Below are 16,776 nucleotides of genomic sequence, written 5' to 3' on the forward strand. Positions count from 1 at the left end.
TCTCAGGTCATTATCCTTGAAAACTTGAGGGATGACCTCATTTTAATCTCCAGTAGCATTTGACCTGTAATGGGAGGAATTATGCGTCTGGATCGTCTTACTAATAAATTTCAACTTGCTCTCTCCGACGCGCAGTCTCTGGCATTGGGACACGACAACCAGTTTATCGAACCTTTGCATCTGATGAGCGCACTGCTCAAACAGGAAGGGGGATCGGTCGCTCCGCTGTTGTCCTCTACCGGCATAGATGTGGCCTCTCTGCGTACGCAGATTGACCAGGCTATCGATCGTCTGCCCCAGGTGGAAGGCAGCGACGGCGACGTGCAACCTTCTGCCGACCTGATCAGAGTGCTTAATCTGTGCGACAAGCTGGCACAGAAGCGCAATGACAACTTTATCTCATCTGAATTATTTGTTTTGGCAGCCCTGGATTCACGTGGCTCGCTGGCAGACATTCTGAAGTCTGCGGGTGCCACTAACGACAAGCTCACCAAAGCGATAGAACAACTTCGTGGAGGTGACAACGTGAACGATCAGGGTGCTGAAGATCAGCGTCAGGCGTTAAAGAAATACACAATCGATCTCACTGAGCGTGCCGAGAAAGGCAAGCTGGATCCGGTGATTGGTCGTGATGAGGAAATTCGCCGTACCATCCAGGTATTGCAGCGCCGTACTAAAAATAACCCTGTGTTAATCGGTGAGCCCGGCGTAGGTAAGACCGCCATTGTTGAAGGGCTGGCCCAACGCATTATCAATGGCGAAGTGCCGGAAGGGCTGAAAGGTCGCCGTGTACTGGCGCTGGATATGGGCGCGCTGGTGGCAGGGGCAAAATACCGGGGTGAATTCGAGGAGCGCCTGAAAGGCGTACTCAGCGACCTGGCCAAACAGGAAGGCAACGTCATCCTGTTTATCGATGAGTTACATACCATGGTGGGCGCAGGCAAAGCGGACGGCGCAATGGATGCCGGTAATATGCTGAAGCCGGCACTGGCACGTGGTGAGCTGCACTGCGTCGGTGCCACCACGCTGGATGAATATCGCCAGTACATTGAGAAGGATGCGGCACTGGAGCGTCGTTTCCAGAAAGTGTTTGTCGCAGAGCCAAGCGTTGAAGATACCATCGCCATTTTGCGCGGGTTAAAAGAGCGCTATGAGTTGCACCATCATGTACAGATTACTGACCCGGCTATCGTTGCGGCGGCCACGCTTTCTCACCGCTATATCGCCGATCGTCAGTTACCCGATAAGGCGATTGACCTGATCGATGAAGCGGCATCCAGCATTCGTATGCAGATTGACTCCAAACCAGAGGCACTGGATCGACTGGAGCGGCGCATTATTCAGTTGAAACTGGAACAGCAGGCGCTGAAGAAAGAGTCTGATGATGCCAGCGTGAAACGTCTGGAGATGCTCGAAGCGGAGCTGAATCAGAAAGAGCGTGAATATGCTGAGCTGGAAGAAGAGTGGAAAGCGGAAAAAGCCTCATTAACCGGTACGCAGAATATTAAAGCGGAGCTGGAACAGGCACGCCTCCAGCTTGAGCAGGCGCGTCGCTCTGGTGATTTGGCGCAGATGTCTGAGCTGCAGTACGGCAAAATCCCGGCGCTGGAAAAACAACTGGCTTCTGCCACCCAGTCTGAAGGCAAAACCATGAAGCTGCTGCGCAATCGCGTGACAGATGTGGAAATTGCCGATGTGCTGGCGCGCTGGACCGGTATTCCGGTTGCCCGCATGATGGAAGGGGAGCGAGACAAACTGCTGCGAATGGAACAGGAGCTCCACTCACGCGTTATCGGACAGGATGAAGCCGTCGAAGCGGTGTCCAATGCCATTCGTCGTAGCCGTGCGGGTCTGGCCGATCCAAACCGTCCTGTCGGGTCATTCCTGTTCCTCGGCCCAACGGGTGTGGGTAAAACCGAGTTGTGTAAATCGCTGGCTAACTTCCTGTTTGACAGTGACGATGCGATGGTCCGTATCGACATGTCTGAATTTATGGAGAAACACTCGGTATCGCGGCTGGTGGGGGCACCTCCGGGCTACGTTGGCTATGAAGAAGGCGGCTATCTGACCGAGGCGGTTCGCCGTCGTCCGTATTCGGTGATTCTGCTGGATGAGATAGAGAAGGCGCATCCCGATGTCTTCAATATCCTGCTGCAGGTGCTGGATGATGGCCGGTTAACGGATGGGCAAGGTCGCACCGTTGATTTCCGCAACACGGTGGTAATCATGACCTCGAACCTGGGCTCCGATCTGATTCAGGAACGTTTCGGCAATCTGAACTACGCCGAAATGAAGGGGGTTGTCATGGGTGTGGTAGGACAGCACTTCCGTCCTGAATTTGTTAACCGTATTGATGAGGTGGTGGTGTTCCATCCTCTGGGTGAAAAACACATTGCCTCTATCGCACAGATTCAGCTGCAACGGTTGTACAAACGTCTGGAGGATCGCGGTTATCAGCTGCATATCTCTGATGCCGCGATCAAGCTGCTGGGTGAGAACGGTTATGATCCGGTGTACGGTGCGCGTCCACTGAAACGCGCTATCCAGCAACAGATAGAGAATCCGCTGGCACAGCAGATCCTTTCCGGGCAACTGGTTCCGGGAAAAGTGATAGAAATGGATGTCAAAGACGACGTCATTACGGCACATCAGTAAGGTTGTCTCTGTTAAAAACGGGCGTAATGCCCGTTTTTTGTTTCTGAAACGGGCCGGATTGGTGGTTTCTGCGACGGTTTGCCTGGAAAGTGAGCGGTTGAGAAGTTTCTTTGAATTACCCCCTTGCCAGCCCAAAATATTTGCCTATAATGCGCCTCCACTGACACGGCACAACGGCTTACGTAACGCGGTGTTCAGCAGAGAGCTCCCCAGAGTTTTCGCCGGAGAAAAACTTCTGAAAAAGAAGTTGACTCTGAAGGAGGAAAGCGTAATATACGCCACCTCGCAACAGACGGTTAACCCGCTGGTTGCACTGCTCTTTAACAATTTATCAGACAATCTGTGTGGGCACTCGCAGGATTGATATCCGCGTCTCCGGACGCAAAAAATATCAAGTCTTAAGAGTGAACACGTATTGAAATTCATTACGACGTTTTCCTTGAGCATCGCTGCACTGGTTGCAGCAAATCAAACTTTAAATTGAAGAGTTTGATCATGGCTCAGATTGAACGCTGGCGGCAGGCCTAACACATGCAAGTCGGACGGTAGCACAGAGGAGCTTGCTCCTCGGGTGACGAGTGGCGGACGGGTGAGTAATGTCTGGGAAACTGCCCGATGGAGGGGGATAACTACTGGAAACGGTAGCTAATACCGCATAACGTCGCAAGACCAAAGTGGGGGACCTTCGGGCCTCACACCATCGGATGTGCCCAGATGGGATTAGCTGGTAGGCGGGGTAACGGCCCACCTAGGCGACGATCCCTAGCTGGTCTGAGAGGATGACCAGCCACACTGGAACTGAGACACGGTCCAGACTCCTACGGGAGGCAGCAGTGGGGAATATTGCACAATGGGCGCAAGCCTGATGCAGCCATGCCGCGTGTATGAAGAAGGCCTTCGGGTTGTAAAGTACTTTCAGCGGGGAGGAAGGTGGTGAGGTTAATAACCTCATCAATTGACGTTACCCGCAGAAGAAGCACCGGCTAACTCCGTGCCAGCAGCCGCGGTAATACGGAGGGTGCAAGCGTTAATCGGAATTACTGGGCGTAAAGCGCACGCAGGCGGTCTGTTAAGTCAGATGTGAAATCCCCGGGCTTAACCTGGGAACTGCATTTGAAACTGGCAGGCTTGAGTCTCGTAGAGGGGGGTAGAATTCCAGGTGTAGCGGTGAAATGCGTAGAGATCTGGAGGAATACCGGTGGCGAAGGCGGCCCCCTGGACGAAGACTGACGCTCAGGTGCGAAAGCGTGGGGAGCAAACAGGATTAGATACCCTGGTAGTCCACGCCGTAAACGATGTCGACTTGGAGGTTGTTCCCTTGAGGAGTGGCTTCCGGAGCTAACGCGTTAAGTCGACCGCCTGGGGAGTACGGCCGCAAGGTTAAAACTCAAATGAATTGACGGGGGCCCGCACAAGCGGTGGAGCATGTGGTTTAATTCGATGCAACGCGAAGAACCTTACCTACTCTTGACATCCAGCGAACTTGGCAGAGATGCCTTGGTGCCTTCGGGAACGCTGAGACAGGTGCTGCATGGCTGTCGTCAGCTCGTGTTGTGAAATGTTGGGTTAAGTCCCGCAACGAGCGCAACCCTTATCCTTTGTTGCCAGCGATTCGGTCGGGAACTCAAAGGAGACTGCCGGTGATAAACCGGAGGAAGGTGGGGATGACGTCAAGTCATCATGGCCCTTACGAGTAGGGCTACACACGTGCTACAATGGCGCATACAAAGAGAAGCGACCTCGCGAGAGCAAGCGGACCTCATAAAGTGCGTCGTAGTCCGGATCGGAGTCTGCAACTCGACTCCGTGAAGTCGGAATCGCTAGTAATCGTGGATCAGAATGCCACGGTGAATACGTTCCCGGGCCTTGTACACACCGCCCGTCACACCATGGGAGTGGGTTGCAAAAGAAGTAGGTAGCTTAACCTCCGGGAGGGCGCTTACCACTTTGTGATTCATGACTGGGGTGAAGTCGTAACAAGGTAACCGTAGGGGAACCTGCGGTTGGATCACCTCCTTACCTGAAGATACCTTCGTGCGAAGTGCTCACACAGATTGTCTGATAGAAAGTCACGAGCAGAAAAACCTCTACAGGCTTGTAGCTCAGGTGGTTAGAGCGCACCCCTGATAAGGGTGAGGTCGGTGGTTCAAGTCCACTCAGGCCTACCAACTTCGCACTCATGCTGCGTTATGTCTCCGGCTCGCATAGTTCACTATGCTTCGCGGACACACGCCTTGCCTGAGCACGAAGTGCATTTCTCATGAAGTGCACGCAGTTGAGTGGTGGTAGTGGTCTCTGCAGTAACTGTATGGGGCTATAGCTCAGCTGGGAGAGCGCCTGCCTTGCACGCAGGAGGTCAGCGGTTCGATCCCGCTTAGCTCCACCATACTTGCTGTTTTTTTTCTGACAATACTTCAGAGCGTACCGGCGACGGTGTGCTGCGAAGTATTATGCTCTTTAACAATCCGGAACAAGCTGAAAATTTGAAACGACGCACGTCGTGTTCCTCCGTAATAAGGAACACAGCACGATGCGTTCGGGTCTCTCAAAAGCTCACGACACGCAAGCGCAAAACGCCTGTGGGTTGTGAGGTTAAGCGACCAAGCGTACACGGTGGATGCCCTGGCAGTCAGAGGCGATGAAGGGCGTGCTAATCTGCGATAAGCGCCGGTAAGGTGATATGAACCGCTATAACCGGCGATACCCGAATGGGGAAACCCAGTGTGATTCGTCACACTATCATGCAGTGAATCCATAGCGGCATGAGGCGAACCGGGGGAACTGAAACATCTAAGTACCCCGAGGAAAAGAAATCAACCGAGATTCCCCCAGTAGCGGCGAGCGAACGGGGAGGAGCCCAGAACCTGCATCAGCTTGTGCATCAGTGGAAGCGTCTGGAAAGTCGCAGGGTACAGGGTGATACTCCCGTACACAAAGGTGCACAGGTTGTGAGTTCGATGAGTAAGGCGGGACACGTGGTATCCTGTCTGAATATGGGGGGACCATCCTCCAAGGCTAAATACTCCTGACTGACCGATAGTGAACCAGTACCGTGAGGGAAAGGCGAAAAGAACCCCGGCGAGGGGAGTGAAACAGAACCTGAAACCGTGTACGTACAAGCAGTGGGAGCACCTTCGTGGTGTGACTGCGTACCTTTTGTATAATGGGTCAGCGACTTATATTCTGTAGCAAGGTTAACCGTATAGGGGAGCCGCAGGGAAACCGAGTCTTAACTGGGCGTTAAGTTGCAGGGTATAGACCCGAAACCCGGTGATCTAGCCATGGGCAGGTTGAAGGTTGGGTAACACTAACTGGAGGACCGAACCGACTAATGTTGAAAAATTAGCGGATGACCTGTGGCTGGGGGTGAAAGGCCAATCAAACCGGGAGATAGCTGGTTCTCCCCGAAAGCTATTTAGGTAGCGCCTCGTGAACTCATCTCCGGGGGTAGAGCACTGTTTCGGCTAGGGGGCCATCCCGGCTTACCAACCCGATGCAAACTGCGAATACCGGAGAATGTTATCACGGGAGACACACGGCGGGTGCTAACGTCCGTCGTGAAGAGGGAAACAACCCAGACCGCCAGCTAAGGTCCCAAAGTCATGGTTAAGTGGGAAACGATGTGGGAAGGCACAGACAGCCAGGATGTTGGCTTAGAAGCAGCCATCATTTAAAGAAAGCGTAATAGCTCACTGGTCGAGTCGGCCTGCGCGGAAGATGTAACGGGGCTAAACCATGCACCGAAGCTGCGGCAGCGACGCGTAAGCGTTGTTGGGTAGGGGAGCGTTCTGTAAGCCGTTGAAGGTGTGCTGTGAGGCATGCTGGAGGTATCAGAAGTGCGAATGCTGACATAAGTAACGATAAACAAGGTGAAAAACCTTGTCGCCGGAAGACCAAGGGTTCCTGTTCAACGTTAATCGGAGCAGGGTGAGTCGACCCCTAAGGCGAGGCCGAAAGGCGTAGTCGATGGGAAACAGGTTAATATTCCTGTACTTGGTGTTACTGCGAAGGGGGGACGGAGAAGGCTATATCGGCCGGGCGACGGTTGTCCCGGTTTAAGCGTGTAGGTGTGTGCGCCAGGCAAATCCGGTGCACTTTACACTGAGGCGTGACGACGAGGCACTACGGTGCTGAAGTGATAAATGCCCTGCTTCCAGGAAAAGCCTCTAAGCATCAGGTAACACGAAATCGTACCCCAAACCGACACAGGTGGTCAGGTAGAGAATACCCAGGCGCTTGAGAGAACTCGGGTGAAGGAACTAGGCAAAATGGTGCCGTAACTTCGGGAGAAGGCACGCTGGCGCGTAGGTGAGGGGACTTGCTCCCGGAGCCGAGGCCAGTCGAAGATACCAGCTGGCTGCAACTGTTTATTAAAAACACAGCACTGTGCAAACACGAAAGTGGACGTATACGGTGTGACGCCTGCCCGGTGCCGGAAGGTTAATTGATGGGGTTATCCGTAAGGAGAAGCTCTTGATCGAAGCCCCGGTAAACGGCGGCCGTAACTATAACGGTCCTAAGGTAGCGAAATTCCTTGTCGGGTAAGTTCCGACCTGCACGAATGGCGTAATGATGGCCAGGCTGTCTCCACCCGAGACTCAGTGAAATTGAAATCGCTGTGAAGATGCAGTGTACCCGCGGCAAGACGGAAAGACCCCGTGAACCTTTACTACAGCTTGACACTGAACACTGAGCCTTGATGTGTAGGATAGGTGGGAGGCTTTGAAGCGTGGACGCCAGTCTGCGTGGAGCCGTCCTTGAAATACCACCCTTTAATGTTTGGTGTTCTAACGTGGGCCCGTGATCCGGGCTGCGGACAGTGTCTGGTGGGTAGTTTGACTGGGGCGGTCTCCTCCCAAAGCGTAACGGAGGAGCACGAAGGTTGGCTAATCCTGGTCGGACATCAGGAGGTTAGTGCAATGGCATAAGCCAGCTTGACTGCGAGAGTGACGGCTCGAGCAGGTGCGAAAGCAGGTCATAGTGATCCGGTGGTTCTGAATGGAAGGGCCATCGCTCAACGGATAAAAGGTACTCCGGGGATAACAGGCTGATACCGCCCAAGAGTTCATATCGACGGCGGTGTTTGGCACCTCGATGTCGGCTCATCACATCCTGGGGCTGAAGTAGGTCCCAAGGGTACGGCTGTTCGCCGTTTAAAGTGGTACGCGAGCTGGGTTTAGAACGTCGTGAGACAGTTCGGTCCCTATCTGCCGTGGGCGCTGGAGAATTGAGGGGGGTTGCTCCTAGTACGAGAGGACCGGAGTGAACGCACCGCTGGTGTCCGGGTTGTCACGCCAGTGGCACTGCCCGGTAGCTAAGTGCGGAAAAGATAAGTGCTGAAAGCATCTAAGCACGAAACTTGCCCCGAGATGAGTTCTCCCTGAGGCTCCGAGCCTCCTGAAGGGACGTTGAAGACGACGACGTTGATAGGCCGGGTGTGTAAGCGCAGCGATGCGTTGAGCTTACCGGTACTAATGACCCGTGAGGCTTAACCTTACAACGCCAGAGGCGTTTTGGTTGAGAGACAGAAAGAATTTTCAGCCTTGTTTACCGGATAACGCCGTGCGGCCCGAGAGGGCGGTGCGGCAGACAGAATCTGCCTGGCGGCTGTAGCGCGGTGGTCCCACCTGACCCCATGCCGAACTCAGAAGTGAAACGCCGTAGCGCCGATGGTAGTGTGGGGTCTCCCCATGCGAGAGTAGGGAACTGCCAGGCATCAATCAAGTAGAGAAGCCCCGTACGGAAGTACGGGGCTTTTTTACGTCCGCAAATCATGGTTCAGCAGGCAGCCGGGCAGAATCTTATGGCCGTTTAAAGCCTCTTGAGCCCGATATCCTACGCTGCTGTTTGCACTGAACCGGTTGGCAAGACTCCTTCCATCGTCGCCTGGTACCGTTTCTTTGTATAAATTCTCCAGGCCCGCCATCCTGGGTCAGAAAGTAAACCGTACCCTCAGACCGGCAGGGGATGGCTTTTTTTCACTTCCCTGAGCGAAATCGAAGAATTAATGCTCAGGATCCCCGGCAGCTTGCGCAGTTCCTTTTCAATAAACAGGCTGTAATGATCTAAATCCCGCGCAACCACCTGCAAAAGGAAGTCGGCCTCGCCAGTGATATTGTGGCATGACAGGACATAAGGATTCGCATTGATCCGCTCTTCAAAGTCTCGTGTTGCCGCCTCACTGTGTTGGCTGCAGACCAGACGCACGAATGCCATCACGCCAAACCCCATCTTTCGACGATTCACTACCGCCTGATAACCTTCAATGAAGGCTTCGTCCTCAAGCCGCTTCAGGCGCCGCCATGTTGACGCCGGGCTCATATCCAAATCCTGAGACAGCTTAAGACTCGATACTCTGCCGTCCTTTTGCAGATAGCGCAGTAACGCCACATCTTTCTTATCAAGAATACTCACTGAAATATCCACTCAGCCTTATTATCGTTAATGAAAGATAATTTCATAAACCATGATCCGCCTGCAATACACGAAAAGTAATTTCACGGCCCGTCAGTATACTTTTAATAAACCATACATGAGGGTTTACTGATGAAAGCGGTCATATACGAATCATTTCTGTCCCCGCCTGTCCTGAAAACGCTGCCGGATCCCACACCGGAACCCCATGGCGTTGTGATTCGGGTTAAAGCAACTGGGGTTTGCCGAAGCGACTGGCATGGCTGGGTCGGCCACGATCCTGATATCCCGTTACCCCACGTGCCGGGGCATGAATTCGCCGGCACGATTGAAGCGGTCGGCAGTGCGGTGACGAAATGGCGGCCGGGCGATAATGTCACCGTGCCCTTTGTCTCGGGATGCGGTTTATGCCATGAGTGTCATTCAGGCAATCAACAGGTCTGCGATCATCAGTTTCAGCCAGGCTTTACCCACTGGGGCTCCTTCGCAGAATATGTCGCCATACAGCAGGCGGATCTGAACCTCATTGCTCTTCCGGATACGCTGAATTTCACCACTGCGGCCAGTCTGGGATGTCGCTTCATCACCTCTTTCAGGGCCGTTGTTGATCAGGGGAAAACGTCCGCAGGGCAGTGGCTTGCTGTGCACGGCTGTGGTGGCGTAGGCCTTTCCGCCATCATGATTGCCAATGCACTTGGCGCCAATGTTATAGCGGTGGATATCTCGGATGAAAAGCTGCAACTGGCGCGTGAGCTGGGCGCTGTTGCCATCGTAAATGCCACGCAGGTCGCCGACGTAGCGGAAGCGGTCAGAGAGTTCACCCACGGCGGGGCGCACGTTTCAATCGATGCGCTGGGTCATACGGCAACCTGTGTCAACGCTATCAACTCGTTAAGAAAAAGAGGCAGGCACGTTCAGGTTGGCCTGATGGCAGGTGAACACAGCGCACCGCCCATTCCTATGGCGCGGGTCATTGCTAATGAACTGGAAATTATTGGCAGCCACGGCATGCAGGCCCATCGCTATGATGTGATGATGAACATGATTCATGCAGGAAAACTTTGTCCGGAAAAACTGATCGGCAGAACCATTAACCTGGAGCAATCCATAGAGGCGTTAATGAATATGGATAAGTTTGAATCGCCCGGTGTTACGGTGATCACCGCATTTTAACGGTCTTCCTGTGCGCATGTCAGTGCTTCCAGGATGTCATCGTGAGGCGCTGACGCGGCGTTATCGGTAAAAGCCGCCTGATATATCACGCAATGATTTCAGTAAATTAGCAACACAGGTCACATTTTATAGGCTCGGGGCAACACCTCTTTCCGTTTTATTGCCGTCCATGCTTTACTCAACGCTTTAACGCTGCTTATCAGCAAGGAGCCGAGGCATAGCATGTCAGACATGAACAGCACTCCCCACACGCAGGCGATCGACAGAAAAAAACGTATCTGGGCCATCGTAGGCGCGTCCTCAGGTAATCTCGTCGAATGGTTCGACTTTTATGTGTACTCGTTTTTCTCACTCTACTTTGCCCATATTTTCTTCCCCCAGGGCGACACCACAACCCAACTGCTGCAGACCGCAGGCGTCTTTGCGGCGGGCTTCTTAATGCGGCCGATTGGCGGCTGGTTATTTGGCTACATTGGCGACCGCCACGGCCGCAAAAAATCCATGCTGATCTCGGTCTGCATGATGTGTTTCGGATCGCTGGTGATCGCCTGCCTGCCGGGCTACGAAAGTATTGGCATCGCCGCGCCCGCACTGCTTTTGCTGGCGCGTATGTTTCAGGGACTGTCAGTAGGCGGTGAATACGGCACAAGCGCCACCTATATGAGTGAAGTCGCGCTGGAAGGACGAAAAGGGTTTTATGCCTCATTCCAGTATGTCACCTTAATCGGCGGCCAACTGGCTGCGGTACTGACGGTCGTGGTGCTGCAGTTTCTGTTAACCGATCATGAGCTACGAACCTGGGGCTGGCGTATCCCGTTCTTTTTAGGCGCCGCGTTGGCTGTTGTGGCGTTATGGCTGCGCCGCTCGCTGGATGAGACCTCGGATAAACAAACCCGTGAACACCGCGATGCGGGCAGCGTCATCGGCTTATTGCGAAATCATACTAAGCCGTTTCTGATGGTACTGGGCTTTACCGCGGGCGGATCGCTGAGTTTCTATACCTTTACCACCTATATGCAAAAGTACCTGGTCAATACGTCAGGCATGGATGCGAAAACGGCCAGCGGATTAATGACCGGCGCGTTACTGGTTTATATGCTGCTGCAGCCGATTATCGGTGGTTTGTCGGATAAAATCGGCCGCCGCACGTCCATGATGATCTTTGGGGCTGGGGCAGCAATCTGTACTGTGCCCATTCTGACACTTTTGCAAAACGTTCAGAGTCCGGGCATGGCATTTATTCTGATTATGCTGGCGCTGCTGATCACCAGTTTTTACACCTCGATCAGTGGGATTTTAAAAGCAGAGATGTTTCCACCGCAGGTCAGGACGCTCGGTGTCGGGCTTTCCTATGCGGTGGCGAATGCCATTTTTGGTGGATCGGCAGAGTATGTTGCGTTGCTGATGAAACACCACGACATGGAAACCACGTTCTTCTGGTATGTTTCTGGGATGGGGGCACTGGCCTTCGTGGTATCGCTGTTGCTGCACCGGCAGGGTAAGGGCATGACGCTTTAATCGGTCAGCATGCCGCAGTCAGTCTGCGGCATGCTGAAAAACTAGAGGATACGACTGATCAGGCGGTCAATACGGATACGACGCAGGCGTCGTATCAGTTTACGGACTTTAGCCGGGTAGTCAGCAATACTTTCCAGCTCACGGAAATGCTTAACCACAGTGGTATGTTGGCGAATCAGCATCAGTTCGTGCTGGCGCTGATCGGCCAGCTGCTGATGCGGATCGTGGATCAGTACCGCATTTTCCAGATCCAGCCGCCAGGCGCGCGGATTCAGGTTGTTGCCTGTAATAAGCTGCCATTCATCATCGACCCACATCCCTTTCAGGTGATAGCTGTTCTCACCCTCTTTCCATAAGCGCACGATCAGCTGTCCGTTACTGACGTAATACTGCAGGCGACTCAAAAAGCGACGCAGATTAATTTCGTAGAGATAGGGCAGTGCACCGATGATCTTGAACGGCTCATCGGGTGCAATATAGAAGTCATTCGCCGTCTTATCACCCACAATGATCTCGACATCTTTGCCCTGACGTAACAGGGCAATGATATTGCGCACCAGCAAGGCGGGCAGGTTGAAATAGGGGGTGCAGATAGTGAGTTTTTTCTCTGCGCAGGGCATCAGATGGAAAATGGTCTTGTTCAGCAGGCTGTGTTTGCCTAAGCCTACTAAAGGCGTTACGGCCAGTTCATCGTTGCCAGCGTTGCCTTCAAACTGATAGTTAAAACCGCGCAGGTCCTGACGAAACTGCCGGGTTTCATTTTTAATTTCCGGGCTGGAAGGCCGCTCTGCATAGTCCAGACGATTCACCGCCTCCGCCTCTTTCAAATGGTGATTAATCCATTCGAACATGGTGTCAGCCAGGGCGGGGTTACGGATGAGCTGATAGCGGTCGTAGCGGTATTTATCATGCTGGTGCAGGTAGACGTCATTAATGCTGGCACCGCTGTAAAGCAGCATGTCATCAATAATGAAACCTTTAAGGTGCAGTACGCCCAGCGCTTCACGCGTATTCACCGGGATGCCGTACACCGGAATTACGCTGTCGGGATGTTGCTGGGCCATCTCACAATACCAGTCGGCGTTAGTGACGCCGCGCGCGGCACCAATGCGCCCGCGCTGGGCGCGGTGCCAGTCAACTAAAATACTGATATCCAGCTGTGGACGCGCGATTTTTGCCGCATAGAGTGCGTTCATGACGGCGCGGCCCGCATCGTCATTTTCCAGATAAAGGGCGACGATACAAATGCGCGATTGCGCTGACGCAATCTTTTCCAAAAGCGTCTCACGGAATTCGCCAGGCGAATAAAGCGTCGACACATCCGCAACAGATTGTGACAGTTTAGGCAGCTGTGCGAGGTGTTGTTGGTGTTTATTGCGCTTAAATTTAGACAACATCACAGTGCACTTCTTCTCGGTTCATTGTATGGCCTTTTGCCACCAAATCAGGGTCATAACGCTAAATAATAACATCAACCCGAGCTGACCGGGCGATTTTTACTTTTCTGTACACGGTAAATTGACATTATCCTGTAACAAAAGCTTAAGGCTGACGATACCATCGTCCATCTGCACATCCACGTTAAAATTGAGTTTTTTCGCCAGCGTGACCATGCCACGGTTGCCCGGCATGGTGATGCCGTTCAGTTGTTGCAGGCCATGGGCGCGGGTGTAACGAATCATTTTTTCGAGTAACCGCCGCCCCATTCCCAGACCTTTCAGATCGGAACGTACCAGCACGGAGAACTCTGCATCAATGTTGTCGGCATCCGAAATGGCGCGGGTGACGCCGATGATCTCCGGCTGTCCCTGGTGCTGACGCACCGCGACGATCGCCATTTCCCGGTCATAGTCGATCTGCGTCATATTGGCCAGATCGTCATGTGTGAATTCGTTAATTTCGCTGAAATAGCGGTAGTAGAGATCTTCTTTGGTTACCTGACTGATGAAGTCACGCAGCAGCGGTTCATCTTCGGGTAAGATTGGGCGGAACAGGCAATGCTGACCATCTTTCAGCTCCACCTCCTCTTCCAGGTGCTGAGGATAAGGACGAATCGCCAGGCGGGTTTCGCTGTCACCGTCAAAGGGGGCCAACGCCAGGGTGACGTCCAGCAGCGTGAAATCACTGCCCGCCGCCAACAGCGGATGAATATCCAGGCGCGCTATTTCCGGGCAATCCACCACCAGGTTAGACACCTGTACCAGTAACTGGCTCAGCGCGGCAACATCAAGAGGGATGAGCGCACTGCGGCTGCGGATCTTACCGCCTTTGATCGCCTGTATGACCAGATAGCGCGCCAGCGTCATATTGAGCGGCGGCAACGCTACGGCAGCCTGTTTCTCAGCCTGCCATTCCACGCCACCTTCACCCAGCATGATGATCGGGCCAAACAGCGGATCCTGTTCCACGACGATGCGCAGCTCCTGTGCTCCGGCACGATTTGCCATGCTCTGCACGACCAGCCCTTCGATTCGGGCGCTGGGTAACGTCTGTTTTACGCGGTCGATAATGGCGTCTGCCGCGCGCCGCACTTCAGCAGCATTGCGCAGATACAGCATCACGCCCTGGACGTCGGATTTATGCGCCACGTCCGGGGAGCGCAGTTTTAGCGCAACCGGGTAACCGATTTGTTCGGCAATGGTGACCGCATCATCGCTGTCTTTCGCAATCCAGGTGGGCAGAGTGGCCAGTCCGTAGGCTTTGAGCACCGGCTGCACCTCATGCGTATCCAGCGATAACACACCCTGATTTAATGCCTGAGATAAGATCTGGTGCGCCTGCGCACTGTCCTGAGTCAGACTGGCCGGTAGCGCGGGGGTTTCCCGCAGTAACTTCTGATTACGCCGGTATTCCACCTGGTGCATAAAGGCGGTAACGGTACCTTCCGGCGTGCGCCAGGTAGGAATGCCCGCCTGCGTAAAAGCCCGGCGCGCCGCCTGAGAAGAGTATTCCCCGCACCAGTTCGTCAACAGCGTAAGCTGTTTACCGCGCGGATGTTGTTGCACCAGCTGAATAATTTTCTCTGCGGTTTCGGTGGCGGGGGCAACGGCACTGGGGGCATGAATCAGCATCAACGCATCTAAATCATGGCTGTCGAGCAGCACGCTAATACAGTCAAGATAACGCGTCGGTGTGGCATCGTCTTTTAAATCAAGCGGATTGCCATGTCCGACGCCCTCCGGCAGGACAGCATTGAGCTGCTGCACGGTCTCGTCGCTCAGCACGGCCAGCTTACCGTTGCGGGCATAGAGTTCATCCAGCGCCAGTGCGGCGGGCGCGGCACCATTGCTGACGATCATCAGGCGATGACCACGCGGCGGGCGCATATGGCTTAAGGATTCCACTGCGGTAAACAGCTCGTGGGTATCCTGTACCCGCAGTAACCCGGCGCGCTGAATGGCCGCATCCCAGGCGGCATCCAGACCACTGTGCGTTCCCAGCAACGCCTGTGCCTGACGGCTGCGCCCACTTTTGATGATCAGGATGGGCTTATTACGTGAGGCGCTTCGCGAAGCCGAGACAAAACGGCGTGCATCACTAAGATGTTCAAGATAAAGCAGAATCGCGCTGGTTTTGCCATCGCGGGCAAGAAAATCCAGCAGGTCATCCACGTCGGTATCCAAACTGTCTCCCAGCGCGATAAACCAGGAGAAGCCCAGGTTACGCTGCTGTGCCCAGTCGAGAATGGTATTAGAGACGGCGGATGACTGCGAAATAAACGCAATGCGGCCCTTAGCAATGGGTACGGGCGAAAAGCTGGCATTCAGTCCCTGCCACGGTGCCAGCAGGCCCAGACTGTTAGGGCCGAGCAGACGGATCTGCCAGCGGCTGGCGCACTGTTTTAATTCGGGAAGCTGGCTGGTGGGCGCAGAAAGAATGATGCAGGCTTTACAGCCTTTCTCGCCAAGCTGCTGCAGCAATTCCAGATTCCTTTTGTGATGGGTGCAAATCACCGCCAAATCCGGGGCGAAAGGCAGACTGTGAATATCAGGCCAGGCCAGCACGCCGCTGACGGCTTTGTATTTTGGCGTAACCGGCAACACCGGTCCGCTAAAGCCGCCGGCCAGCAGGTTGCGCATCATGAAATAGCCTGCGCGTCCCGGTTTGATCGAGGCGCCGATAACCGCAATGGATTTCGGCCTTAACAGCGCTTCCAGTCCGCGTTGACTCATCACGTACTCCATTCATCAGGATTTAGGTGATTGTAAACGTATTTGCCCCGTTTTACCGCCGGGCAGATCGCAGGCTGAAGAAGGGTGTACATCAGCGCGCCCGGGACACTATTCGTCACGCATGTACGTGACCGCTAACGTTATCGGTTCTGACCGGGATGGTGCGGTTTACCGGCCAGGTAAGCCTGGCGAAACTGCTCGAAATGCCGGGATAAAGCCTGCGCTGCGTCGCTGTCGCCCGCCTGCTGCAGTAATGCCGCTGCAATTTCTGCCGTACAGTGCTGGCCTTCGCCGTGTGCTTCACGCAGCGTGTAGCGGGAAGGGGACGTTACATTGAGCGACAGCACCGGGAAACGATCAAGCCAGGGGCTTTTGCGAAACATCTTCCGCGCCTCATTCCAGGTACCGTCCAGCATAATAAACAGCGGCGGTTTGCCCGACAGCGGCGGCGCGTGGAGAACCTCGCGACCGTCATCCGCATAGGAGGCAGGAAAAACCACCATCGGCTGATAAGCCCCATCGGCCACCGCCGCCAGTAACAGCGGATCGGGCTCCGTGCGTGACCAGCCAAAGGCCTGCGTATTTGGCAACACATCTGCAATCAACCGGCCGGTATTGCTTGGCTTCATCGGCTCGGTATCAAACATCACCAGGCAAAAGCGGCTCCGGGCGGACTGTGTAACGATGCTGTCGCACAGGCACTGTTTTTCCGGCAACAGACAGCCCTGACAGCGAAGCACACGATTTCCGCGGGCTAAAAAAGGACGCGTAGCACGCGCCAGACGTTGGCTGCGTAAACGTAAAACGGCGTTATCAGACATGATTCTTCAGGACAGGAAAAAGC

At 54.1% G+C, this 16,776-nt stretch carries 7 protein-coding genes, 2 tRNA genes and 3 rRNA genes; 8 read left to right on the forward strand and 4 right to left on the reverse strand.

What is annotated here, in order from left to right; translation table 11 throughout:
• Nucleotides 1-81 precede the first annotated feature (81 nt).
• From clpB to rrf, 6 genes are all read left to right on the forward strand, one after another.
• On the forward strand, nt 82-2,655 hold the full coding sequence (gene clpB / locus GC087_RS06020) for an ATP-dependent chaperone ClpB (RefSeq protein WP_033739502.1): 2,574 nt from the start codon (nt 82-84) through the stop codon (nt 2,653-2,655).
• A gap of 477 nt (nt 2,656-3,132) precedes the next feature.
• A 16S ribosomal RNA gene (locus tag GC087_RS06025) occupies nt 3,133-4,674 on the forward strand.
• Between the two features lie 72 nt (nt 4,675-4,746).
• A tRNA-Ile gene (locus tag GC087_RS06030) sits at nt 4,747-4,823 on the forward strand.
• Between the two features lie 142 nt (nt 4,824-4,965).
• Nucleotides 4,966-5,041, forward strand: a tRNA-Ala gene (locus GC087_RS06035).
• 204 nt (nt 5,042-5,245) lie between these two features.
• A 23S ribosomal RNA gene (locus GC087_RS06040) occupies nt 5,246-8,151 on the forward strand.
• Between the two features lie 103 nt (nt 8,152-8,254).
• Nucleotides 8,255-8,370 (forward strand): 5S ribosomal RNA (rrf, locus tag GC087_RS06045).
• The 16S, 23S and 5S rRNA genes sit together here with 2 tRNA genes alongside, the layout of an rRNA operon.
• A 237-nt stretch (nt 8,371-8,607) precedes the next feature.
• Here rrf and GC087_RS06050 read toward each other — a convergent pair.
• Nucleotides 8,608-9,069 (reverse strand): Lrp/AsnC family transcriptional regulator, encoded by a 462-nt coding sequence (locus tag GC087_RS06050; protein ID WP_233255815.1) that lies wholly within the window; start codon nt 9,067-9,069, stop codon nt 8,608-8,610.
• 132 nt (nt 9,070-9,201) lie between these two features.
• On the opposite strand from GC087_RS06050, the gene GC087_RS06055 reads away from it, so the two are divergent.
• Nucleotides 9,202-10,242: a zinc-dependent alcohol dehydrogenase family protein gene (locus tag GC087_RS06055; RefSeq protein ID WP_058702295.1), complete on the forward strand. Its 1,041-nt coding sequence runs from the start codon at nt 9,202-9,204 to the stop codon at nt 10,240-10,242.
• 222 nt (nt 10,243-10,464) lie between these two features.
• A complete protein-coding gene (locus GC087_RS06060; protein WP_039340130.1) occupies nt 10,465-11,760 on the forward strand; it encodes an MFS family transporter in 1,296 nt (431 codons plus the stop codon).
• Nucleotides 11,761-11,801: 41 nt separating this feature from the next.
• Here the strand turns inward: GC087_RS06060 and pssA are convergent, their stop codons facing one another.
• The 3 genes from pssA to GC087_RS06080 form a co-directional block, all read right to left on the reverse strand.
• Nucleotides 11,802-13,157 (reverse strand): CDP-diacylglycerol--serine O-phosphatidyltransferase, encoded by a 1,356-nt coding sequence (gene pssA, locus GC087_RS06065; protein WP_039340129.1) that lies wholly within the window; start codon nt 13,155-13,157, stop codon nt 11,802-11,804.
• 99 nt (nt 13,158-13,256) lie between these two features.
• Nucleotides 13,257-15,932: a bifunctional acetate--CoA ligase family protein/GNAT family N-acetyltransferase gene (locus GC087_RS06075; RefSeq protein WP_058702296.1), complete on the reverse strand. Its 2,676-nt coding sequence runs from the start codon at nt 15,930-15,932 to the stop codon at nt 13,257-13,259.
• A 140-nt stretch (nt 15,933-16,072) separates the two neighbouring features.
• A complete protein-coding gene (locus GC087_RS06080; protein ID WP_033739452.1) occupies nt 16,073-16,753 on the reverse strand; it encodes a tRNA-uridine aminocarboxypropyltransferase in 681 nt (226 codons plus the stop codon).
• Between the last annotated feature and the right edge of the window lie 23 nt (nt 16,754-16,776).

The sequence above is a fragment of the Pantoea sp. JZ2 genome, from assembly GCF_035191405.1.
GTDB classification, from domain to species: Bacteria; Pseudomonadota; Gammaproteobacteria; order Enterobacterales; family Enterobacteriaceae; genus Pantoea; species Pantoea stewartii.